This is a genomic window from Methylobacterium sp. 001424705 (assembly GCF_059816145.1).
Genome location: NZ_JCBANU010000004.1, coordinates 1 through 20,929, shown reverse-complemented (window position 1 = coordinate 20,929; position 20,929 = coordinate 1). Strand labels below are relative to the sequence as shown.

Here is a 20,929-nt window from a genome sequence, read left to right as displayed (position 1 = left end):
CGTTGCGATGAGTGTCCCCTCCCTCCTCGATCACGTGACGCCGCTGGCGGCCGGTGCCCACGTCACCGCCACGGTCTGGCTGAAGGACACCCTGGCCCTCGCCCTCGGGGACGGCGGCGTGCTCCTGGCCTCCGGCGCCGAACTCCGCCGGGTCGAGGCGCATCCGGAGGCCGGCATCTTGGTGGCGGCCGGCGACGGCCGCCGCCTCGTCACCGGCGGCGACGATGGCCGGGTGGTGGCGACCTCCGACGCGGGCGACGTCGTCGAGGTCGCCCGCGCAAAGAACGGTGCCTGGATCGACGCCCTTGCCTTGCATCCCGAGGGCGGCCTCGCCTATGCGGCCGGGCGCAATGTCGTCGCCCGCGACGCGAAGGGGCGGGAAAAGACCTTCGCGGCGCCCTCCACCGCCCGCGGCCTCGCCTTCGCGCCCAAGGGCTACCGTCTCGCGGTGGCGCACTACAACGGCGCCACCCTCTGGTACCCCAACCTCGACACCGCGCCCGACTTCATCGAGTGGAAGGGCTCGCATATCGACGTGACCTGGTCGCCGGATGGCCGGTTCGTCGTGACGACGATGCAGGAGAACTCCCTGCACGGCTGGCGTCTGCAACCCGACCGGGGCCACATGCGGATGTCGGGATACCCTGCGAAGGTGCGCTCGGTCTCCTGGTCGGGCGACGGACACTGGCTCGCGACCAGCGGCGCCGAGGCCGCCATCGTCTGGCCCTTTGACTCCAAGGAAGGCCCCACCGGCAAGGCACCCCGCGAGTGCGGCGTGCGGCCCGCCCGGGTCTCGCGGGTGGCGTTCCACCCCAAGGCCCTGGTCCTGGCCGTCGGCTACGAGGACGGCTGCATCCTGCTCGTGCGCTTCGCCGACGCCTCGGAACTGCTGGTCCGGCCCGCGGTGAAGGGCAGCGCCATCTCGGCCCTGGCCTGGGATGGGCGCGGCGGCCGCCTCGCCTTCGGCTGCGCCGACGGGCAGGCCGGCCTCCTGACTCTCCCGGCCTGACCCCGATGGCTCTGTTCGGCTTCGGCAACCGCCGCCCGCCGGCGGATCAGGAGGCCCGCGCGGCGATCGTCGATTGGGTCCGCCGCTGCGGCGGTCTCGAAGAGGCCATCACCGTCAAGGCGAGCGAGATCGTCTGTGCCGACCCGGCCTGCCCGGGTATCGAGACCGTCATCCTGATCCTCGCCCCCGGGCTCCCGACCCGCGCCCTGAAGGTAGGCCGCCCCCTGCCCGACGTGACCGAAGCGGACATCGCCGCGGCGTTCGCCGGGGAGGGGACGGCGTCGCGGGGCTGAGCGGGGCGCCGGAACCCGCCGCGCCGTCGGGCCCTTGTCCCCCATTGCCACCCGCGCGGAGAGGCCGGTGTTTCGCGTCCTACGCACCCTGGGGCTTGCCCTCGGACTTCTCGGCGGCGCGCTGGCGGCGCAGGCGCCGGAATTCGCCCAGCAATATGCCCAGCGGCTCGGTGGCACCCTGGACGAACTGCGCCGCGTGGTCTCCGGTTTCGAGGCTGATGCCGTTGCCACCGGCCGCAGTCGCGACGATGCGGTGGCACGCCTGCGCGGCGACGGCGACCCTCTCGTCGCCCGGCGCGGCGAGGCGGCGCGCCAGGATATCGTGCGCCTCGCTGCCCTTGAACGGCAGCGCCGGGAGCTCGCGGAGGCCGGTGGCCCCCTCGGCCGCGTCGTGGCCCTGATGCGCGATCCCGACCTCGCCCTCGCGCGGGCCACCTACCAGGACTACACTCCGGCGATCCCCACCACCGTCGACGGCCTGACCGCCGGCCTGCTCGGCTTCCTGGCCACCTGGGCCGGCTGGCGCATCCTCGCCGATCTCGGTCGGTGGCTCCTGGCGGGTCGTGGCCGGCAGTCCATGACCCGACCGGCGTGAGGACGCGACTGTTGCCCGCCGTCTACAGCGCGGCTCCCGCGGCTGCACTAGGGTCTGACGGTTAGCGCGCGGGCCTCATCCTGGCGCCGTTTCACGGCCTCCTTCGAACCATGGCGCGCGTTCCTTCCACTTCGGTCGACCCAGCCATCGATGCCGCCGCCCTGTTGCGTCGCATCGGCTTCATCGGCCTGTTCGTGATCATGCCGGTGGCGGCGCAGGTCGCCCGCCGCGCGGTGGTCATCCTCGCGCCGATCTCCATCGCACTCCTGCTCCTGGCGAGCGCCATCGACGGCCGCGCGCGACCGGTCCGCCCGGCCTCCACGCGCCTGCTGCGCTCGCCCGCCTTCCTGGCCGGCTGCCTGGTGATCCTCTGGTCGGCCCTGTCGCTGGTCTGGACGCCGTTTCTGAGCCTCGCCACCGAACGGCTTCTCAACGTCATCGCCACGCTTCTGATGACGATGGCGGCCTACCTCGCTCTGCCGGACCGCATGCGCTCGGCAAACCTCTATCTCCTGCCGGTGGGCGTGGCGGCGGCGGCCATCTTCGCCATCGGGCTTGGGCTCACGGGGCAGGGGCCGTTCGGACAGGGGCTCCTCGGACCCGACGAGGACGCGATCCTCGACCGGGGCCTGATCCTGCTCATCCTGTTCGTCTGGCCGGCCGTCTCGTGGCTCCGCTCGCGCGGGCGCAACAGCGAGGCCCTCGGGCTCGCCCTGCTCGTCTCGGTCGCACTTCTGGTCTCGCCCGGCCCGACAACCCTGGTCGCCTTGGCGCTGGGTGCGGTCGCCTTCGCGCTCGCGGCCTTCCGGCCCATGCTCGCGCCGCGCCTCCTCGGCGTCACGGCGGCCACCCTGCTGGTGTTGGGACCTATCCTGCCCTTCATTGCCCGGCCGATCGGTGCGACGGTGTTCGGCGGGCGTGCAACCGGCGTCCTGAGCCTCAAGGCCTGGCAGACCATCGCGACCAGTGAGCCGCTGCGGCTCGTCACCGGGCACGGCCTCGAGACGGCCCTGCGAGGTCGTTACGTCAACTTGTTGCCGATGAACGCGCCGCGGACCCTGCTGTTCGAGCTCTGGTACGAACTCGGCCTCGTCGGGGCCTTCGCGGCGGCCTTCGCCTTGCACGCCGCGATCCGCCGCGCGGGTCGCGAGGCATCGGTGCTGGTGCCCGGCGCCATGGCGGCCTTCGCCTCGGCCTTCCTCATCGCCTGCATCGGCGTCGGGATGACGGTGATGTGGTGGCTTACCACCCTGGCGCTCGCGGTCCTGGTTTTCGTCGCGGTGGAGCGCGGGCAGTTCCGCACCCGCCGGCCCAAGGCCAGCCTGTTGCCGTCCGCCCAGAAAGCCTGACGCCTCAGGCGTCCGCAGCCGCCTCGATTGCCTCCATATCGGCGTCGGAGAGGCCGAAATGGTGCCCGATCTCGTGGACGAGGACGTGCGTGACGAGGTGGCCGAGGGTCTCATCATGCTCGGCCCAGTCGTCGAGCAGGGGGCGACGGTAGAGCCAGACCTGATTCGGCATCTGTCCGGTCGCCGCCTCGCCGCTTTGGGCGAGACCGATCCCACGGAACAGGCCGAGGAGATCGAAGGGGCTCTCGCAATCCATCTCCCGCAGGGTCTCCTCGTCGGGGAAGTCCTCCACGTGAATTACGAGGCCGGCGCAGAGATTCCGGAATGCCAGGGGCAGATTGGCGAAGGCCGCATCCGCCAGATCCTCGATCGCACCGAGGTCCGGTGCCCGAGCCGACGTCCAGTCCGGTTCGCCGCCGCTCACGGGAGTTCCGGCAACACGCGCTCCGCCAGGAAGCCGGCGAGATCGCTGGTGATGTGGTCGATATGCGGTTCGCGCACGGCTTCCTGCTCGAAGGCTTCCCGGAAGGGGTCGATCGTTGGAGGCACCACCAGCACCGTGGACATGCCGATGTCGTGCGGCACGATCAGGTTGCGGGCAATGTCCTCGAACAGGGCCGCCCGGCGCGGCTCCACGCCGTGGCGCTTCAGGAACCGCTCGTAGGTGGAGCGCTCGGGCTTCGGAATGAAATCGGCATCGGCGATGTCGAACACGTCCTCGAAGTGGTCGAGGATGCCGAGCTTGGCCGCCACGTTCTCGGCGTGTCGGCGCGATCCGTTGGTGAGGATGAGCTTGCGGCCGGGCAGGCGCTCGATGGCAGCGCCCAGCGCCGGGTCGAGGCGGATCGACGAATGGTCGATATCGTGGGCGAAGTCGAGGAAGTCGTGCGGATCGATGGCCGACTCCACCATCAGCGCCTTCAGGGTCGTCCCGTAGCGATGGTAGAAATACTTCTGTAGCGCCCGAGCCGAGAGACCGTCGAGTCCGTAGAGGCGCATGACGTAGAGGGTGATGCGCTCGTCCACCTGCGGCCAGACGCGGGCGTCGCTCGGATAGAGCGTATTGTCGAGATCGAACACCCAGGTGTCGACCTGACGAAAGCCGCGGGATTGGGCGGTGGTGAAGTGGGGTTCGCCGGGTAGAAACAAGGTCGGTCGATGTGGTTCTGGGTGGGCCGCGAAGCCCGGCCGTTCGAGATGGGGACCGGACACCGCGAAGGGAAGCGGGGCGCGTGCTTTTCAGAGCATGGCCGTCGGCATCCCGCAAGCATTCCCGCGGCCGTACCCTGGGTCCACCTCGTCCGCTCGGTTCGTTGACGGCCGCCTCTCCACGCGCACCCGAGATGAAGTGATCAGTGGTTAGGCAGAATCAGTCCTGTGTGGATTCGAAATAGGCAGCTTAGTCATTGTCCTGGCGCTATTCTGCTTGCTGGCGGAGAGACGTGACGAAAAGGCCAGATTAACTCCACATATACGAACGACGAGCTATTCGATCAGAGCGGTATTGCGCGACGTCCAAGTCTGCTGCCGGCCCCGTGAGGCGGGAGAAATTGCATTGCTCGCACGCGATTTCATGAACTTCTTCGATGCGTCCCGGCGCCAGGGCGTGATCCTCTCCTTCGGCGGCGACATCTCGGAGAATGTCCTGTTCTCTCTCGGCGAAGTGCTCAAGTTGCGCATGAGCCAGGGCGAGACCGATGCGTCGGTGGCCAAGCGGGTCTTCGCGATCTTCGTCGAGCAGGCCCAGAACGTCATCCGCTACTCCGCCGACAAGGTCGTGAAGCCGTCCGGTCCGCAGGCGAGCCTGATCAGCAACGGAGTGATCGTCGTCGGCATGGAGGCGGGACGCTTCTACGTCGTCTGCGGAAACGAGTTGCCCGATCCCGACGTCCCGCCCCTGCGCGCCCGCCTCGACCACATCGCGAGCCTGAACAGCGACGAATTGAAGGCGTATTACCGCGAGAAGCTCCGCCAGCCACCGGACGAGGGAAGCCTCGGCGGCAGCATCGGCCTGATCGAGATCGCACGGCGTTCCAGCGCCCCGGTCGAGTACGACTTCCAGGCGCTCGGCTCCGGGCGCAGCTTCTTCTGCCTCAAAGCCTATATCTGACGGGCCGACCACCGATGGACCGAATCCAGCTTGCCGCCACGGACCGCTCGCCGCGGGTCGATTTCGACTTCGCGACCGGGCACCTGTCCCTGCACGGCGAATCCTACCCCGAGGATGCGGCCGCCTTCTTCGGCCCCCTGCTCCAGGCCCTGCGCGCCTACCTGGCGGACACCTCCGCGACCCCGATCGTGTTCGAGGTCGGGCTGGCCTACTTCAACTCGTCGAGCGCCAAAGCGCTGATGAACCTGTTCATGCCCCTCGAGGACGCCGCCGAGGAAGGGCGCGCGGTCACGGTGCGCTGGCGGTTCGCCGATGGTGACGAGACCATCGAGGAGGCGGGCGAGGACTTCGCCGCCGACTTCTCCTACGCGCGGTTCGAGATGGTGAGGGAGGCCGCATGACCCGCGCGATCAGGGCCGTCGGAGGCGCGGCCTCCGAACCAGCTGATTCCTTCAGCCTCTACGACGCCGAGGAAGCGGTGCTGACCCGCACCGAGGCGATGCTGTCGGGGCTCTCGGACGTCGCCGGCGGCGTCCAGGCGCTGGCCGACGCCTATCGCCGGGGCTTTCGCGAGCAGCAAAGGCTGGTCCGGATGAGCGACCGGATGCAGCTCGACCTGCAGAAGGCGAACCAGCGCCTCGCCGATCAGCGCCGGGATCTCCAGGCCCTGAATGCCGCCCTGTCCGGTGAGATCGAGCACCGCACCCGGCTCGAGGCCGAGCTGCGCCGTCTGGCCGATACCGACGACCTGACGGGTGCCCTGGCGCGTCGCCGCTTCATGGAGGTCGCGGCGCGCGAATGGCTGCGCCACGCCCGCAGCGGCGCCCCGGTCTCCATCCTCATCCTCGATCTCGACCGGTTCAAGCTCCTCAACGACAGCTTCGGCCACGCGGCCGGCGACGCCGCGCTGGTCTCCTTCGTCGCGATCTGCCGAGCGCACCTGCGCACCCTCGACTTCGTCGGCCGCACGGGCGGCGAAGAGTTCGCCATCGTCCTGTCCGATACCGGCCTGGAGGGCGCCGCGGCCTTCGCGGAACGCCTGCGCGAGGCCGTTGCCGCCACGCCGGTGCCCATGATGGATGCCGCCATGCGGATCACCGTGAGCATCGGCGTCGCCCAGTCCGAGCCGGGCGAAACCCTGGAGAGCGCCATGCAGCGGGCCGACGCGGCCCTCTACGCGGCCAAGGATTGCGGTCGCAATCGTATCGCGCTGAGGCCCGGCGCGCCGGACGTCTCCGGCGCCGCGATTCGGCCATGACCGCAGAGACCCCGGCCCTCGGCGCCGCCCCCGGCGCGTCCGCCGGCAGCCGGCCTGCCTCCGGCGAGGGACGCGGCGGGTCCCTGCGCGGCGCCGGCCCGCGGCGCAGCAGCGATTTCCTCAGCGCGGCTGGCTTCGTCGATGTCCCGACCGGCGAGCCGGGCGCGATGCGTCCGGGCGCCCTGCGCGGCGCGGCCCAGGGGCGTGACCTCGACAGCCTCGCCCACACCCTCTTCCTGCGGATCTATCCCGTGATCGCGGTGGTCGTCCTGGTGACGCAGATCGGCATCGCCTGGGTCAATTATCGCGACCAGCTCCACCTCTACACCGAGCGCGCAGGCCTGATGGCGTCCCTGACTGCCAAGGCCATCGCCGGCCCCGGCTGGAGCGGCAGCCCGGAGGTCTATCGCCGCCCGATGGAGGCCCTGACCCTCGACCCGGCCTTCCGCGCGGCGACCCTGCGCGACGCCGCCGGCACCGTGGTGATGACGCTGGGCGAGCCGAAGCGCGGGCGGTCCTTCGAGCAGATCACCACGCAGGCGGATCTCTTCGCCGGCCCAGTCGCCCCCCCGGTGGGGCACCTGACCCTGTCGATCTCGGCCGAGGCCCTGCGCGGCAACGCCGAGAAGCAGGCGATCCTCGCCGTCGTCACCAGCCTGATCCTGATGCTCGCCTTCGTGCTGACCCTGCACGCCAACGTGCGGCGGCACGTGCTGGCCCCCCTGAAGCGCCTGCTGCTGGCCATGCGAGAGGTCGAGCACAAGCGCTGGGTGCCGGTGGAGCTCGATGGCGCCTTCCGCGCCAGCAACGAGATCGACGTCATCTCCCAAGCCTTCAACCGCATGGTCGACGGACTCCGCGCCGGCGACGAGGCCAAGCAGCTCCTGCAGCAGCTGGAGCAGGCGCACCACAAGCTGGCCCAGGCCAACCACCTGGTGATGGAGAGCATCGGCTACGCCCGCCGCATCCAGAGTTCGGTGCTGCCCGACCGGTCGGCCCTCGACGGCACGGGCCTCGAGGTGGCGGTGCTCTGGGAGCCGCTGCACCTGGTCGGGGGCGATTACTTCTGGCTCGAGGAGATCGACGGCCTCGGCATCCTGCTGGTGGCCGACTGCACCGGGCACGGCGTTCCGGGCGCCTTCCTGACCCTCATCGTCGCCACCGCCCTCGACCGTCTGATTCACGAGCGCGGCCTGCGCGATCCGGCCGCCATCCTGGAGGCCCTCGACGGCATGGTGCGGACCCAGCTGCGCCAGGACGGACGGGGATCGGAATCCGACGACGGCCTCGATTGCGGCCTCTGCGTCTGGGACCCGGCCGCGGCCGAGATCCGCTTCGCCGGCGCCGGCTCGGCCCTGACCACCCTCGAAGGCGCGGCGGTGACCCGCATCCGCGGCGCCAAGCGCGGCCTCGGCTATCCGCAGCGGCCGGGCGAGCGCTTCGCCGTCGAGGAGACGCGCCTGCGCGTTGCCCCCGGCACGACCTTCTACCTGATGACGGACGGCATCACCGACCAGATGGGCGGCACCGGCCCGGCCCGACGCCTCCTCGGCCATCGCGGCGTGACCGAGATCCTCGGCAATCATCAGGCGGCGCCCCTGGCGGAGCAGGTGACGATCCTCGATGCGGCGCTCACCGCCTATCGCGGCGAGGAGACGCGTCGGGACGACATGACCCTGGTGGCCTTCCGGCCGCGGACGCTGCCCCGCGCGACCTGAGCGCGAGGCAGGGGAGGGAGTTCAGCCCCGACGGATCAGGGTGCCGGCACCGTAATCGGTGAACAGCTCCAGCAGCACCGCGTGGCTGACCTTGCCGTCGAGGATGACCACCGCCTCGACGCCCTGCTCCAGGGCGTAGATGCAGGTCTCCACCTTCGGGATCATGCCGCCCGTGATGGTGCCGTCGGCGATGAGCCGGCGGCAATCGTCGATCGACAGCTCGGGGATGAGCTTCTTGTCCTTGTCGAGCACCCCAGGAACATCGGTGAGCAGCAGCAGGCGCTTGGCCCGCAGCGCCCCCGCGATCGCGCCCGCGAAGGTGTCGGCATTGACGTTGTAGGTCTGGCCGTCCGCCCCGAAGGCCACGGGAGCCAGGACCGGGATCAGCTCGGCCTTCAGCACCGCGTCGAGAACGCCGCGCTCGACGTGCTCGGGCTCGCCCACGAGGCCGAGATCGACCTCCTGCTCGGTCTGGCTCTCGGGATCGATGATGGTCCGGGTGGCCTTGCGGGCCCGCACCATGTTGCCGTCCTTGCCGCAGAGGCCGATGGCGCGACCGCCCTCGGCCGAGATCCAGCCGACGATCTGCTTGTTGATCGAGCCGGCCAGGACCATCTCGACCACCTCGACGGTGGCCTCGTCGGTGACGCGCAGCCCGCCGCGGAATTCCGATTCGATGCCGAGCCGGCCGAGCATCCGCCCGATCTGCGGGCCGCCGCCATGGACCACGATCGGCTTCAGGCCGGACTGCTCCAGGAGCACGATGTCCTCGGCGAAATCCTCCGCCGCCGCCCGGTCTCCCATGGCGTGGCCGCCATACTTGATGACCACGATCTCCTGGTCGTAGCGCTGCATGTGCGGCAGGGCCTGGACCAGGACCTCGGCGCGCACATGGACGTTGGGCAGCGGTTCTTTCATCGTGGGGCTCGTCCTCGATGGCGCGTCGGGCACCGCGCGCGACGCCGGGCTTCTAGCGCAGCATCGCGACGGTGCGAAGCAGCGGGGAAATGAATTTCACGCGGCGATGCCGGGTATTGTCGGCCCCCATCGCGTGACGGCGCTGCCGGAGCACGTGGAACCATTTCGCGGAGGCATCGAGAACGGGGTTGCAACCGCTCACCGGTAAGGGTTCCTTAAGGTTGACGAACCATGATCGGAAAGTCGCCGGGGATCCTGCACCATGCTGAATGCCGATCCGTACCATCCGCGTCCCACCCTGTTGAGCCCGCACCACATCGCCAGCGCGGTCGACCAGCTCAACCCGCAGGCGGCCTCCCCATCCGAGGTCTGGCGCCTCCTGACCGAACAATTCACCGTCGATCTCGACGCCGTCGCGGCGGTCCTGCCGCGATCCGAGCCCGAGCCGCATTGGTTACAGATCCGCCGCTGACGAGGTCGCGCCAACGGCGGCCCCATCCTCGTAGGACGGTGATCCGCGCCTCCTGGGACACGACGCTGGCACACGCCGTGCTTCGCCCTCTCCAACGACAACAACGATACGGGGAACACCAAGGCAACGATCACGCGGCCGCTCACACGCCGGAGCCACACCGCGGACCTTATTCGCCATCTCGAACAAGGGGTCCGTCATGTCTGAACTGCTCTCCGTCGCCCTCGTCTGTGCCGCGACGCTCCTCGCCAAGGATTGCTCCCGCGACACCGCCCTCGACGTCATGGTCGCCCCTGCCCGCACCCCCATGGAGTGCCTGATGCACGGGCAGACCGCCGCGGCCGCCACGGGCCTGACCGCAGGCGAGAGCCGCTACCTCAAGGTCACCTGCGAGCGCCGTCACGCGGACCTGCGCCATCTGCGCCGGGCCGGGTACGCCGCCGCCATCGTCCTCGTGCACCGCGACGCCATCTAGCCCAGGGTGAGAGCCTCGCCCACCGTCAGCACGCCGCCCTCCAGCACCTCCGCGTAGACACCGCAATCCGTGTGGCCGAGATGCTGCGCGAGCGTGCGAGGGATTGCGAGATCGCGCTGGCCCGTGACCGGGTCGACATTGGTCGCCGCGCAGCGCTGAGTGCGCTTGTGGATGCGCAGGCGCACGCCGCCCTCCGTCGTCAGCGTGCGGTCGACGAGATCGAGCTCGGCCCAGGGGGTGAGGCCCGTGACGTGGAGGTTCGCCCGGAAGCGAAGGGGGTCCACCGCCGCGCCGGTCATGGTCTCGAGTGCCGCGACGCTGGCGAGGTTGAGAAGCGAGACGAACCCGCGCGGGGAATCCGTGAAGCGATAACCGGCCGGTGCCGACAACATGCGGGCTGGGCCTCGCAGGGATCCGGGCATGGTGCGGGTGAGGAAGTCTTCGATGGCGGCCCGTCCCTCCGGCTGGGCGAGGTCGCCACGGGCCGCGATCGCGCCACCCTGGCGGATCGTCAGCGTCCCGTCCTCGGGATCGTAGAGCGTGTCGAGCTGCGCCAGCGCCTCGTCGCGCATCAGCATCAGGAACTTGATCTTGGGCTGGTGCACCGGGGCAGCCGGGTCGAAGCCCGATGGGCCGTTCTCCACCGCGAACAGGCGGTCGCCCGGAAAGTAGTCACTCGCCGTCAAGGTCGCATGGTCCATCGGCTCGGGCGAGAGCCCCTTGACGGGGTAGCGATGGAGGGCGTCGAGGCGCAGGCTGGGCGTGTCCGTCATGCGCCGAGCGTGGCCCTGAAAGGCGTCCGGGCGCAAGCCCGCGGCCGGCCGCCTGCCATCGCGCTCCACACCCTTGTGGTGCCGATTTGCAACACTACATCTCGAAGACCGGCGGCCAGGTGGCGCCGGGGTCTCCAGCGGCATCGGCCGTGGGGGCGACGTCTCGGCGATCGGCCGTGCCGCGAGGAGCGGGCGGCGGGTCGTGCCGACACGGGGAGGTGGGACACAGATGAATTTCGAGATCTATACCGAGCGCGCCCGCGGCTTCGTCCAGGCGGCGCAGAACCTCGCGATGCGCGAGGGCCATCCGCAATTCCAGCCGGGCCACATCCTCAAGGTCCTGCTCGACGATCCCGAGGGCCTCTGCGCCGGTCTGATCGATCGGGCGGGTGGTCAGTCGCGGGTCGCCCTCGCGCAGACCGAGGCCTGGCTCGCCAAGCAGCCGAAGGTGTCCGGCAACGCGTCCCAGCCGCAGGCGACGCGCGAACTCGTGCGCCTGTTCGACACCGCCGAGAAGGCGGCCGAGAAGGCGGGCGACAGCTACGTCACGGTCGAGCGCCTGCTGCTCGCCCTCGCGGTCGAGAAGGACACCGAGGCCGGTCGCGCGCTGGCGGCGGCCGGCGTCACGCCGGCCTCGCTCAACGGCGCGATCAACGCCCTGCGCAAGGGCCGGACCGCCGACAACGCCACGGCCGAGAACGCCTACGATGCGCTGAAGAAATACGCCCGCGACCTCACGGAAGCGGCGCGCGAGGGCAAGCTCGACCCGGTGATCGGCCGTGACGAGGAGATCCGTCGCACGATCCAGGTCCTGTCGCGGCGCACCAAGAACAACCCCGTCCTCATCGGCGAGCCCGGCGTCGGCAAGACCGCCATCGTCGAGGGTCTCGCCCTGCGCATCGTCGACGGCGACGTGCCGGAATCCCTGCGCGACAAGAGCCTGCTCGCCCTCGACATGGGATCGCTGATCGCCGGTGCCAAATACCGCGGAGAATTCGAGGAGCGGCTGAAGGGCGTGCTCTCCGAGGTCACGGCGGCCGAAGGCGGGATCATCCTGTTCATCGACGAGATGCATACCCTCGTCGGGGCCGGCAAGGCGGATGGGGCGATGGACGCCTCCAACCTGCTGAAGCCCGCGCTGGCCCGCGGCGAGCTGCACTGCGTCGGGGCCACCACCCTCGACGAGTACCGCAAGCACGTGGAGAAGGACGCGGCCCTGGCACGGCGCTTCCAGCCCGTCTTCGTGTCCGAGCCCACCGTCGAGGACACGGTCTCGATCCTGCGCGGGATCAAGGAGAAGTACGAGCAGCACCACGGCGTGCGCATCCAGGATGCGGCGCTGGTGGCGGCCGCGACCCTGTCGAACCGCTACATCACCGATCGCTTCCTGCCGGACAAGGCCATCGACCTGATGGACGAGGCCGGGTCGCGCCTGCGCATGCAGGTCGATTCGAAGCCCGAGGAGCTCGACAACCTCGACCGCGAGATCGTGCGCCTGAAGATCGAGGGCGAGGCCCTCAAGAAGGAGACCGATTCCGCCTCCCGCGACCGCCTCGTGCGGTTGGAGAAGGAGTTGGCCGACCTCGAGGAGCAGTCCGCCGCGATCACCTCGCGCTGGAAGGCCGAGAAGGACAAGCTCGGTGCTGCCGCCGAACTCAAGCGCAAGCTCGACGAGGCGCGCAACGAATTGGCCTCGGCCCAGCGCCAGGGGCAGTATCAGCGCGCGGGCGAGCTCGCCTACGGCGTGATCCCGGGGCTGGAGCGCCAGCTCGCCGAGATCGAGGCCCAGGCCGAGAGCGCCGTGGTCCGCGACGGCATGGTCGAGGAGGCGGTGACGCCGGCCCACATCGCGGGTGTCGTCTCGCGCTGGACCGGGGTTCCCGTCGACAAGATGCTTGAGGGCGAGCGCGACAAGCTCTTGGCCATGGAGACGGTGCTGGGCGAGCGCGTCGTCGGGCAGCGCGAGGCGGTGGAGGCGGTGGCGACCGCCGTCCGCCGGGCCCGCGCCGGTCTCCAGGATCCGAACCGGCCGATCGGCTCGTTCATCTTCCTCGGGCCCACCGGTGTCGGCAAGACCGAGCTGACCAAGGCCCTGGCCGGCTTCCTCTTCGACGACGACACGGCACTCGTGCGTCTCGACATGTCGGAATACATGGAGAAGCACTCCGTGGCCCGGCTGATCGGTGCGCCTCCGGGCTATGTCGGCTACGAGGAGGGTGGAGCACTCACCGAGGCGGTTCGGCGCCGGCCCTACCAGGTCGTGCTGTTCGATGAGGTCGAGAAGGCGCATCCGGACGTGTTCAACGTCCTGCTCCAGGTGCTCGACGACGGCCGGCTGACCGATGGACAGGGTCGGACGGTGGACTTCCGCAACACGCTCCTGATCATGACCTCGAACCTCGGTTCGGAATACCTCGTCAACCAGAGTGAGGGCGACGACACCGATGTCGTGCGCGAGGAGGTGATGGGTGTGGTGCGCAGCCACTTCCGGCCGGAATTCCTCAACCGGATCGACGAGATCATCCTGTTCCACCGTCTCAAGCGGTCGGAGATGGGTGCGATCGTCGAGATCCAGCTGAAGCGCCTGCAGAAGCTCCTCGACGAGCGCAAGATCACCCTCGACGTCGATCCGAAGGCCCGCGACTGGCTCGCGGACAAGGGCTACGACCCGGCCTACGGGGCGCGTCCCCTGAAGCGGGTGATCCAGAAGGCAGTGCAGGATCGGCTGGCGGAGCAGCTCCTGTCCGGGCTGATCCACGATGGGGAAGTGGTGCCGGTGGAGGTCGGTCCCCTCGGGCTGAAGGTCGGCAAATCGGGCCTCAGCACCGAGCGCCGGCCGGAGAGCGTCACCCTCAACTGAGGCCGGGCGTCATCCCGACATCCCGGGGCCCGCGACGGCAGCCGCCGTTGCGGGCATCGTCAGGCCGGCCGTTCACTGTCCCGAACGCAGGACGAGGCGGCGGATGCGACGGTCGAAGTCCTGGAAGCTGGCCGAGATGCCCCGGCCGGCGCAGGCCTGGAAGGAGTCGCCGGCGAAGAAACCGCGCGCACTCTGCTCGCGGCAGGCCATCAGGGGCGGGACCAGCACGGTGCCGAGGCCCACGACCAGCACCAGGGCGAAGTTCAGGATGACCGCGATCATCCACCCAAGGGGCGACAGGAAGGGCTTCTCGAAGTCCGTCCTGTCCCGCTCCTGACGGGCCAGATCCCGCACCTTGGTGCTGGCCTGACGCCGTTCGGCCATTCTCGCATCGAGGTCTCGGAGCTTCGAGATTTCGGCCACGAACAGGATCTCCCACGCGAGAACAGGGCGCATCGTAGAGGCGAACCCTCAAGGAAGCCTGAAGCGGCGACCCTGACAGTCTCACCCGATCATCACAGGCAAGCCTGTGTACCGGCGGGATTCCGTCTTGAGCCGGATCAGCAATTGCGGACAATGCGCCTCCCAAGGCCATTCCCTCGTTCCCAGGACTTTCCGATGTCGACACCCACGCCGGAGCGTCGCGCCGACTCCGCCGCGCTGGACAGCGCCCTGTCGCGGGCCGGCATCCGCTTCACCGCCTGGGCCGAGAAGTGGTTTCCCGATGCCTTCATCTTCGTCGCCATCGCGGTGGTCATCGTTGCCCTCGGCGCGCTGGCCAACGGTGCCCCGGCGCCCGCCATCGCCAAGAGCTTCGGCGACGGCTTCTGGAGCCTGATCCCCTTCACCATGCAGATGGCCTTCGTGACGATCGGTGGCTACGTGGTGGCGACGGCACCCCCGGTCCAGGCGCTGATCGATCGCCTCGCCGCGATCCCGAAGACCGGCCGCGGCGCCGTCGGGTTCGTGGCCGCGGCGACCATGCTGTCCTCGTTCCTGAGCTGGGGCCTGAGCCTGATCTTCGGTGGCCTTCTCGCCCGCGCGCTCGCCCGTCGCACGGAACTTCGCATGGATTACCGTGCCGCCGGGGCCGCCGCCTATCTCGGGCTCGGCGCCACCTGGGCCATGGGCCTCAGCTCCTCTGCGGCCCAGCTCCAGGCGAACCCGGCGAGCCTGCCGAAGGCGCTCCTGCCGATCACCGGCGTGATTCCCTTCAGCGAAACCATCTTCCTCTGGCAGTCGATGCTGATCGCCGCGATCCTGTTCGTGATGTCGGTGATCATCGCCTATGCCTCCGCGCCGCGCCCGAGCACTGCGGTGACGGCCGAGGATCTCGGCGTGAGCGTCGCGCGCGAAGAAGCCGATCTCGGCCGGCCCGAGCAACCCGGTGAATGGCTGGAGCACTCCCCGATCCTCACGATCCTCCTCGTGGTGATCGCCGGCGCCTGGATCTACCAGGAGTTCGCGCGGCAATCCTGGATCACCGCGATCTCGAACCTGAACACCTACAACCTCCTGTTCATCACCCTCGGGCTGCTGCTGCATTGGCGCCCGAAGCGTTTCCTCGTGGCGGTGGCCAAGGCCGTTCCAGCGACTGCCGGCATCCTCATCCAGTTCCCGCTCTACGCCGCCATCAGCGCGATGCTGACCGGGCCGAAGAACGCCGCCGGGATCTCGGTCTCCGAGGTGATCACCCACGCCTTCGTCAGCCTGAACACCACGGGCAGCTTCCCGATCTCGATGGGGGTCTATTCGGCGGTGCTCGGCTTCTTCGTGCCGTCGGGCGGCGGCAAATGGCTGCTCGAGGCGCCCTACGTGATGCAGGCGGCCAACGAGTTGCAGGTCCATCTCGGCTGGGCGGTGATGGTCTATAACGCGGCCGAGGCGCTACCGAACCTGATCAACCCGTTCTGGATGCTGCCACTCCTCGGCATCCTCGGCCTGAAGGCGCGCGACATCGTCGGGTTCAGTTTCCTACAGCTCCTCATCCACCTGCCGGTGGTGCTGTTCCTGCTCTGGGCCCTGGCCTTCACGCTGACCTACCACCCGCCGGTGATGCCGTAGATTGCGGCCGGAAGCCGGACCGGAGGAGTAAACCCATGCGTGTCGCCGTCCTGCCGGTCCTGTCGATCCTTCTCTTCGGGAGCCTGTCTGCCTTGGCCCAAGACCGCCTGCCGCCGATTCCGGCCGATACCCTCAGCCCGGAGCAGAAGGCGGCCTCCGAGGCTTTTCTCGCGGCGCGCAAGACCGCGGTCTTCGGTCCGTTCGTGCCGCTCCTGCGCAGTCCCGAGCTGATGACCAACGCGAGCAATATGGGGCTGCACCTGCGCTACCGCAGCGTACTGCCCCTGCGGCTGAGCGAGTTCATCATCCTGATCACCGCCCGGGAATGGACGCAGCAGTTGGAGTGGCACATCCATGCGCCGATCGCCCTGAAGGCCGGCCTCGATCCGGCGATCGTCGCCGCGATCCGGGAAGGCCGGCGGCCGGACGCGATGGGGCCGGAGGAGACGCTGGTCTACGCGTTCTCGACGGAGCTGCATCACAACAAGGCGGTGAGCGACACCACCTACGCCCGGGCGGTCCAAACCCTCGGCGAGCAGGGCGCCATCGAGATGGCGGGCATCAACGGCTATTACACGCTGCTCGCCATGAGCATGAATATGGCCCAGACCGCGCTGCCGGACGGCGCCGCGCCGCAACTGCCGCCGCTGATCCGTTAAGCGACGGGCTTCAGCGGCTCTGCGGGGCCGTCGAGGGCGTACGAGGGTGCACGGCTTCAGGGCCGAGGACGCTGCGTCGCCCGCGCGGTGACGCGATGCTCTTCCGACGCCCAGCCGCCGGCTCATACCTCAGGACCGACGGGCCGGAACGAAGGCTGCCGCGGCCACGAGTAGCCAGCCGGCCATCAGGACGAAGCCACCGGTCGGGGCCGCCATGGGAAAGAGCGGTGTGCCATGGAGCGCCCGAAGCGCAAGGTCGCCCGAGAACAGTGCGAGGCCGACCACCAGGGCGGCGGCTGCGAGGCGGGTGACCGGCCGGTGCGTCGTGCCGTTGGCGGCCAACGCCACGAGCCCGAGGATCGCTGGGGCGTGGAACAGCAGGAACTGGGCGGCGGTCCTCAGGCTGTCAGCCCCGCTGAGATGGGCCGCCGCGGCGCTCGCGGCGACGCCGAGGAGACCCGCGAGGGCGCCAAGCGCCAGGAGAACGCGATCGAGGCCGTTCACGCGCCGCGCTCCTGCAGCAGGCGGGCGACACTGGCCCGAAGTTCGGGTACGCCCCGGTCGTCGCGGCTCGAGGTCAGCAGGATCTCCGGGTAGGCGGCCGGCCGCCGGGCGATGGCGGCCTGCACCCCGGCGATGCGGGCGTCCATCTCGGACTTCTTCAGGGCATCGCCCTTGGTCAGTACGATCTGGTAGCTCACGGCGGCCTTGTCGAGGCCGTCGAGGACGTCGGTGTCGATGCTCTTCAGGCCGTGACGCGAGTCGATCAGCATGAACACCCGGGCCAGGTTCGAGCGGCCCTTCAGGTAGTCGTGGATCAGGTCGGTCCAGGCCTCGACCTTGGTCTTCTCCACCGCCGCGTAGCCGTAGCCCGGCATGTCGACCAGGGTCAGGCGGCCGCCGATATCGAAGAAGTTCAGCTGCTGCGTGCGCCCCGGGGTGTGCGAGGTCCGCGCCAGGGTGTTGCGCCCGGTAAGTGCGTTGACGAGGCTCGATTTGCCCACGTTGGAACGGCCCGCGAAGGCGATCTCCACGCCCTTCATCGGCGGAAGGGCGGGCACGTTGGGGGCCGAGGCGATGAAGTCGGCCGCGCCCGCGAACAGCAGGCGGCCGGCCTCCAGCAGGGCGGCATCGTCTTCGGCTTGGGACATCGAGCGGCTCCGGGCGGAGGAGAGGGCGTGCTCATCACTCTCGCGAGCCGACACGCCGGAAACAGGAAGTCCTCCCCGTCGTGAAACGGAGAGGACCGGGTTGGGACAAGCGTCGCGGTCCTTGTGGACGGAGCGATCAGCTCTTGGCGACGGCGTTCTTGTCGGCAGTCTTGCGTCGGAACATCCCCCGCAGGTTGTCCCAAAGCTCCACCTTCACCCCGTTGCGGCGCATGATGACGTATTGTTGGATCACCGACAGGGTGTTGTTCCAGGCCCAGTAGATCACCAAGCCGGCCGGGAACGAGCCGAGCATGAAGGTGAACACGATCGGCATGAAGGTGAAGATCTGCGCCTGGACCGGGTCCGGCGGCGCGGGGTTCATCTTCATCTGGATGAACATCGTGATGCCCATGATGATGGGCCAGATGCCGAGGTGGATGAAGTCGGGCGCCGCGAAGGGCAGCAGGCCGAACAGGTTGAGGATGTTCGTCGGATCCGGCGCGGCCAGATCCTGAATCCAGCCGAAGAACGGCGCATGCCGCATCTCGATGGTGATGAACAGGACCTTGTACAGCGCGAAGAAGACCGGAATCTGGATCAGCACCGGCCAGCAGCCAGCGACCGGATTGATCTTCTCCTTTTTATACAGCTCCATCATCGCCTGCTGCTGCTTCATCTTGTCGTCAGCATAGCGCTCGCGGATCGACGTCATCTCCGGCTGCACGGCCTTCATCTTGGCCATGGACTGGTAGGACTTGTTGGCGATCGGCAGGAAGAGCAGTTTCAGGCAGAAAGTCACCACGAGGATCGACACGCCGAAGTTACCGAACAGGTGGAAGAAGAAGTCCAGCGCCCGAAACATCGGCTTGGTGATGAAGTGGAACCAACCCCAGTCGATCAGCAGGTCGAACTGCTTGATGTTCTGGTTCGCCTGGTAGGCGTTGACGGTGTTCACTTCCTTGGCGCCGGCGAAGAGCTGCTGGGTCGCGGCGGCCGAGGCACCGGGCTGGATCACCTGCACGTTGCCGAGCACGTTGGCCTGATAGACCTTGGTGGCACCGTCGGTCCGCTCGGTGAAGCTGCCCGTGTAGGGGGTCGCCTGATCCGGGATGGCGGCGGCGGCCCAGTACTTGTCGGTGATCCCGACGAAGCCGCCGGTCACGCCCGGCCAGGTCTTGCCCTTGGTGCTGGCATTGCCGAGCGCCGGCTCCTTGGCGAGGTGGTCGTAGGTGTATTCCTGCAGCCCGTCGGCGCCGAGGACGCCGATCAGGCCCTCGTGCAGCACGTAGTAACCCTGGGTGTGCGGCTTACCCCAGCGCGAGACGAGGCTGTAGGGATAGAGGGAAACCGCGTTGGCGCCCTTGTTCTCGACCTCGTCGCGAACGGTGAACAGGAACTTGTCGTCCACCGCAATGGTCCGCTTGAACAGCAGGCCCGCGCCGTTGTCGTAGCTCAGCGTCACGGGCTTGCCCGGCGCCAGGGAGGTGGCATCGGCGGTCCAGACGGTGTCGCCGTTGGGCAGGGGACCAGCGTTCTGGCCGACCCAGCCGAACTCGGCGTAGTAGGGATTCTCGGTGCCGGTGGGCGAGAGCAGGACGATGTTCGGGCTCTTGTCGTCGACGGTCTCGTGGTAATTCTTGAGTGAGACGTCATCGATGCGGCCGCCCTTCAGGGCGATGGAGCCGGCGAGCGCCGGGGTGTCGATGGTGACGCGCGGGGAGCGCGCGATCGCCGTCTCGCGCGGCACCACACCGCCGCCGGCACCTGAGGCGCCCGGCAGGGTTCCGGGGACGGGATTGGCCGGGCCGCCTTCCTTCGGGCTGGCGCTCGGTACGCCGTCGGGACCGGCTGGCTGGGTGGCCGCCTTGTTCTGAAGGGCGGCCTGACGCTGCTGCTCCACGCGGGGAGCGGCGATGAAATAGTTCCAGCCGAGCAGGACCGCCAGCGACAAGGCGATCGCGACGATCATGTTCGTCTTGTCGTTACCCATCGGTCGGTCCGTCGCATGCTTTGGGAGGAGGGGAGGGCGCGTTCGCGCGCGCCGGACCGGGACCGGCCGGCACGGCGGAGCACGTCGCGCCCGAGGCCAATAGCGGAGCCGCCGCCGATGCGCCAGACGCGGGCGCGCCTTTGCCGCGTCCGCGCCGAGCGGGCCGCGGATCGGACGTCGCAGATTTCTGATCCTGCGGCTTCGTCACCACGGCGACGGCACGGCGCAGGTCGTCGATGAGAGTCTCGAAAGGAGCGTGCAGGGCCGGGCGCCGGGCCACCAGCACCACGTCGGCCGGACGCACCGGCAGATCGCCGGCCACCTGGGCCACGGCCGCGCGCAACCGTCGCCGGATGCGATTGCGCTCCGTGGCGTGGCCGACCCGCTTGGTGATGGTAAATCCGATTCGGAGTCCGCCACCCGCCGGATCGCCGGGGACGCCGTCCGTGGACGCTTCAACGGCGCGGACGAGGCCCTGCGCCGACAAGCGTTCGTTGTGGAAGCGACGTCCGCCGGCCGCGGCCAGGAACTCGGAGCGTCGCGTCAGCCGCCCGATCGCGGATGGGGCCGATGACATGCCCGATCCGATCTCGCAGCGGGTCCTGTGGCCCCTGGCCAGGCTCATGATGAGGCGCGCCGCCCGTGACGGCGCCGCGGATCTCTCAGGCGGAGAGCTTCTTGCGGCCGTGCGCGCGACGGGCCGCGATGACCTTGCGGCCGCCGGCAGTGGCCATGCGGGCGCGGAAGCCGTGACGACGCTTACGCACGAGCTTGCTGGGCTGATAGGTTCTCTTCATGGCGCGATCTCCGAATGGCCGAGGATCGATCCGGGCCGCACCGAAGGCCGCACCGGATATTCACTCGCCCTGAAATGTGTCTGCAAGCGCGAACAGCGCCCCTCAAGGGCGCCGCGTCGCGATGGCGCGGCTTATGGGGCAAGGTCCCGCGCGAGTCAATTCCGGAGCCTGCCGAAACGGCGAAATCCGGGGTTCGCGATCTGGCGCCCCGACGCCATCCGTGAACCGTCCGTTAACCGATCCGCGCCATCCTGTGATCCTGTTCGGTTCTTCCGGACAACGCGCGGATCTTCCGATTCGCTCGCTTGGACTGCTCCCGAAACTCGCTAGTCAGGCCGCCCGCGACGGGCGGCCTTTTTTTCTAGGCTGGCAAATCTAACTGTTGGGCTTGGCGTTCGAGGGCGGTGAGGTAGGCATCGGGATCGCGTCGGAAGCGGG

The 20,929-nt window shown here is 69.0% G+C and carries 23 protein-coding genes; 13 read left to right on the top strand and 10 right to left on the bottom strand.

What is annotated here, in order from left to right:
- Positions 1-7 precede the first annotated feature (7 nt).
- The 4 genes from AC6EUL_RS04690 to AC6EUL_RS04675 all read left to right on the top strand — a co-directional run bounded on the left by AC6EUL_RS04690 (position 8) and on the right by AC6EUL_RS04675 (position 3,246).
- Complete coding sequence (locus AC6EUL_RS04690) at positions 8-1,009, top strand: WD40 repeat domain-containing protein (RefSeq protein ID WP_499869132.1); 1,002 nt, start codon at positions 8-10, stop codon at positions 1,007-1,009.
- A 5-nt stretch (positions 1,010-1,014) separates the two neighbouring features.
- Positions 1,015-1,302 carry a hypothetical protein gene (locus AC6EUL_RS04685; protein ID WP_056381406.1) on the top strand — a complete coding sequence of 96 codons (288 nt, stop codon included), beginning with the start codon at positions 1,015-1,017 and terminating at the stop codon, positions 1,300-1,302.
- Between the two features lie 67 nt (positions 1,303-1,369).
- Positions 1,370-1,897 carry a DUF2937 family protein gene (locus tag AC6EUL_RS04680; protein WP_056491762.1) on the top strand — a complete coding sequence of 176 codons (528 nt, stop codon included), beginning with the start codon at positions 1,370-1,372 and terminating at the stop codon, positions 1,895-1,897.
- 110 nt (positions 1,898-2,007) lie between these two features.
- Positions 2,008-3,246, top strand: a complete 1,239-nt coding sequence (locus AC6EUL_RS04675; protein WP_499869130.1) for a peptide ABC transporter permease — start codon at positions 2,008-2,010, stop codon at positions 3,244-3,246.
- A gap of 4 nt (positions 3,247-3,250) precedes the next feature.
- Here AC6EUL_RS04675 and AC6EUL_RS04670 read toward each other — a convergent pair whose 3' ends face one another.
- Together AC6EUL_RS04670 and AC6EUL_RS04665 are read right to left on the bottom strand one after the other, a co-directional pair.
- Complete coding sequence (locus AC6EUL_RS04670) at positions 3,251-3,670, bottom strand: metallopeptidase family protein (protein WP_499869127.1); 420 nt, start codon at positions 3,668-3,670, stop codon at positions 3,251-3,253.
- Entirely contained in the window at positions 3,667-4,395 is a 729-nt protein-coding gene (locus AC6EUL_RS04665) for a pyrimidine 5'-nucleotidase (RefSeq protein WP_056215191.1), read from the bottom strand. The genes AC6EUL_RS04670 and AC6EUL_RS04665 overlap by 4 nt, the downstream gene beginning before the upstream one ends.
- Before the next feature lie 406 nt (positions 4,396-4,801).
- Between AC6EUL_RS04665 and AC6EUL_RS04660 the strand changes: the two genes are divergently transcribed.
- The 4 genes from AC6EUL_RS04660 to AC6EUL_RS04645 are packed head-to-tail and all read left to right on the top strand — an operon-like array spanning position 4,802 to position 8,332.
- A complete protein-coding gene (locus AC6EUL_RS04660) occupies positions 4,802-5,356 on the top strand; it encodes a SiaB family protein kinase (protein WP_056381416.1) in 555 nt (184 codons plus the stop codon).
- A 14-nt stretch (positions 5,357-5,370) separates the two neighbouring features.
- Positions 5,371-5,757, top strand: a complete 387-nt coding sequence (locus tag AC6EUL_RS04655; RefSeq protein WP_056215197.1) for a DUF1987 domain-containing protein — start codon at positions 5,371-5,373, stop codon at positions 5,755-5,757.
- Entirely contained in the window at positions 5,754-6,614 is an 861-nt protein-coding gene (locus tag AC6EUL_RS04650) for a GGDEF domain-containing protein (protein WP_499869123.1), read from the top strand. The genes AC6EUL_RS04655 and AC6EUL_RS04650 overlap by 4 nt, the downstream gene beginning before the upstream one ends.
- Positions 6,611-8,332, top strand: a complete 1,722-nt coding sequence (locus tag AC6EUL_RS04645) for a SpoIIE family protein phosphatase (protein ID WP_499869121.1) — start codon at positions 6,611-6,613, stop codon at positions 8,330-8,332. Before AC6EUL_RS04650 ends, AC6EUL_RS04645 begins: the two co-directional genes overlap by 4 nt.
- Before the next feature lie 21 nt (positions 8,333-8,353).
- Here AC6EUL_RS04645 and argB read toward each other — a convergent pair whose 3' ends face one another.
- Positions 8,354-9,250: an acetylglutamate kinase gene (gene argB, locus AC6EUL_RS04640; RefSeq protein ID WP_055947887.1), complete on the bottom strand. Its 897-nt coding sequence runs from the start codon at positions 9,248-9,250 to the stop codon at positions 8,354-8,356.
- A gap of 262 nt (positions 9,251-9,512) precedes the next feature.
- Between argB and AC6EUL_RS04635 the strand changes: the two genes are divergently transcribed.
- Positions 9,513-9,722, top strand: a complete 210-nt coding sequence (locus AC6EUL_RS04635) for a hypothetical protein (RefSeq protein ID WP_056215206.1) — start codon at positions 9,513-9,515, stop codon at positions 9,720-9,722.
- 199 nt (positions 9,723-9,921) lie between these two features.
- Positions 9,922-10,197 carry a hypothetical protein gene (locus AC6EUL_RS04630; RefSeq protein WP_056215210.1) on the top strand — a complete coding sequence of 92 codons (276 nt, stop codon included), beginning with the start codon at positions 9,922-9,924 and terminating at the stop codon, positions 10,195-10,197.
- Here AC6EUL_RS04630 and AC6EUL_RS04625 read toward each other — a convergent pair.
- A complete protein-coding gene (locus AC6EUL_RS04625) occupies positions 10,194-10,970 on the bottom strand; it encodes an MOSC domain-containing protein (protein ID WP_499869118.1) in 777 nt (258 codons plus the stop codon). The two genes, AC6EUL_RS04630 and AC6EUL_RS04625, sit on opposite strands and share 4 nt — an antisense overlap.
- A 229-nt stretch (positions 10,971-11,199) precedes the next feature.
- On the opposite strand from AC6EUL_RS04625, the gene clpB reads away from it, so the two are divergent.
- Positions 11,200-13,830: an ATP-dependent chaperone ClpB gene (clpB, locus tag AC6EUL_RS04620; protein WP_056215216.1), complete on the top strand. Its 2,631-nt coding sequence runs from the start codon at positions 11,200-11,202 to the stop codon at positions 13,828-13,830.
- Positions 13,831-13,902: 72 nt separating this feature from the next.
- Here clpB and AC6EUL_RS04615 read toward each other — a convergent pair whose 3' ends face one another.
- Positions 13,903-14,286, bottom strand: a complete 384-nt coding sequence (locus AC6EUL_RS04615) for a hypothetical protein (protein ID WP_056215220.1) — start codon at positions 14,284-14,286, stop codon at positions 13,903-13,905.
- A 162-nt stretch (positions 14,287-14,448) separates the two neighbouring features.
- Here AC6EUL_RS04615 and AC6EUL_RS04610 point away from each other — a divergent pair, with 162 nt between their 5' ends.
- Positions 14,449-15,894: a short-chain fatty acid transporter gene (locus tag AC6EUL_RS04610; protein WP_056215223.1), complete on the top strand. Its 1,446-nt coding sequence runs from the start codon at positions 14,449-14,451 to the stop codon at positions 15,892-15,894.
- 35 nt (positions 15,895-15,929) lie between these two features.
- Positions 15,930-16,553, top strand: coding sequence for a carboxymuconolactone decarboxylase family protein (locus AC6EUL_RS04605; RefSeq protein WP_499869115.1), 624 nt, complete (start codon positions 15,930-15,932; stop codon positions 16,551-16,553).
- Between the two features lie 129 nt (positions 16,554-16,682).
- Here the strand turns inward: AC6EUL_RS04605 and AC6EUL_RS04600 are convergent, their stop codons facing one another.
- The 5 genes from AC6EUL_RS04600 to rpmH form a co-directional block, all read right to left on the bottom strand.
- The gene (locus AC6EUL_RS04600; protein ID WP_056215230.1) at positions 16,683-17,057 is read right to left on the bottom strand and encodes a DUF423 domain-containing protein; all 375 of its coding nucleotides are present in this window, start codon (positions 17,055-17,057) and stop codon (positions 16,683-16,685) included.
- Complete coding sequence (gene yihA, locus AC6EUL_RS04595; RefSeq protein ID WP_056215233.1) at positions 17,054-17,704, bottom strand: ribosome biogenesis GTP-binding protein YihA/YsxC; 651 nt, start codon at positions 17,702-17,704, stop codon at positions 17,054-17,056. The genes AC6EUL_RS04600 and yihA overlap by 4 nt, the downstream gene beginning before the upstream one ends.
- Positions 17,705-17,840: 136 nt before the next feature.
- A complete protein-coding gene (gene yidC, locus AC6EUL_RS04590; RefSeq protein WP_056352709.1) occupies positions 17,841-19,694 on the bottom strand; it encodes a membrane protein insertase YidC in 1,854 nt (617 codons plus the stop codon).
- A complete protein-coding gene (gene rnpA / locus AC6EUL_RS04585; RefSeq protein WP_499869112.1) occupies positions 19,687-20,271 on the bottom strand; it encodes a ribonuclease P protein component in 585 nt (194 codons plus the stop codon). Before rnpA ends, yidC begins: the two co-directional genes overlap by 8 nt.
- Before the next feature lie 85 nt (positions 20,272-20,356).
- Positions 20,357-20,491 carry a 50S ribosomal protein L34 gene (gene rpmH / locus AC6EUL_RS04580; protein WP_055947927.1) on the bottom strand — a complete coding sequence of 45 codons (135 nt, stop codon included), beginning with the start codon at positions 20,489-20,491 and terminating at the stop codon, positions 20,357-20,359.
- Positions 20,492-20,929: the final 438 nt, after the last annotated feature.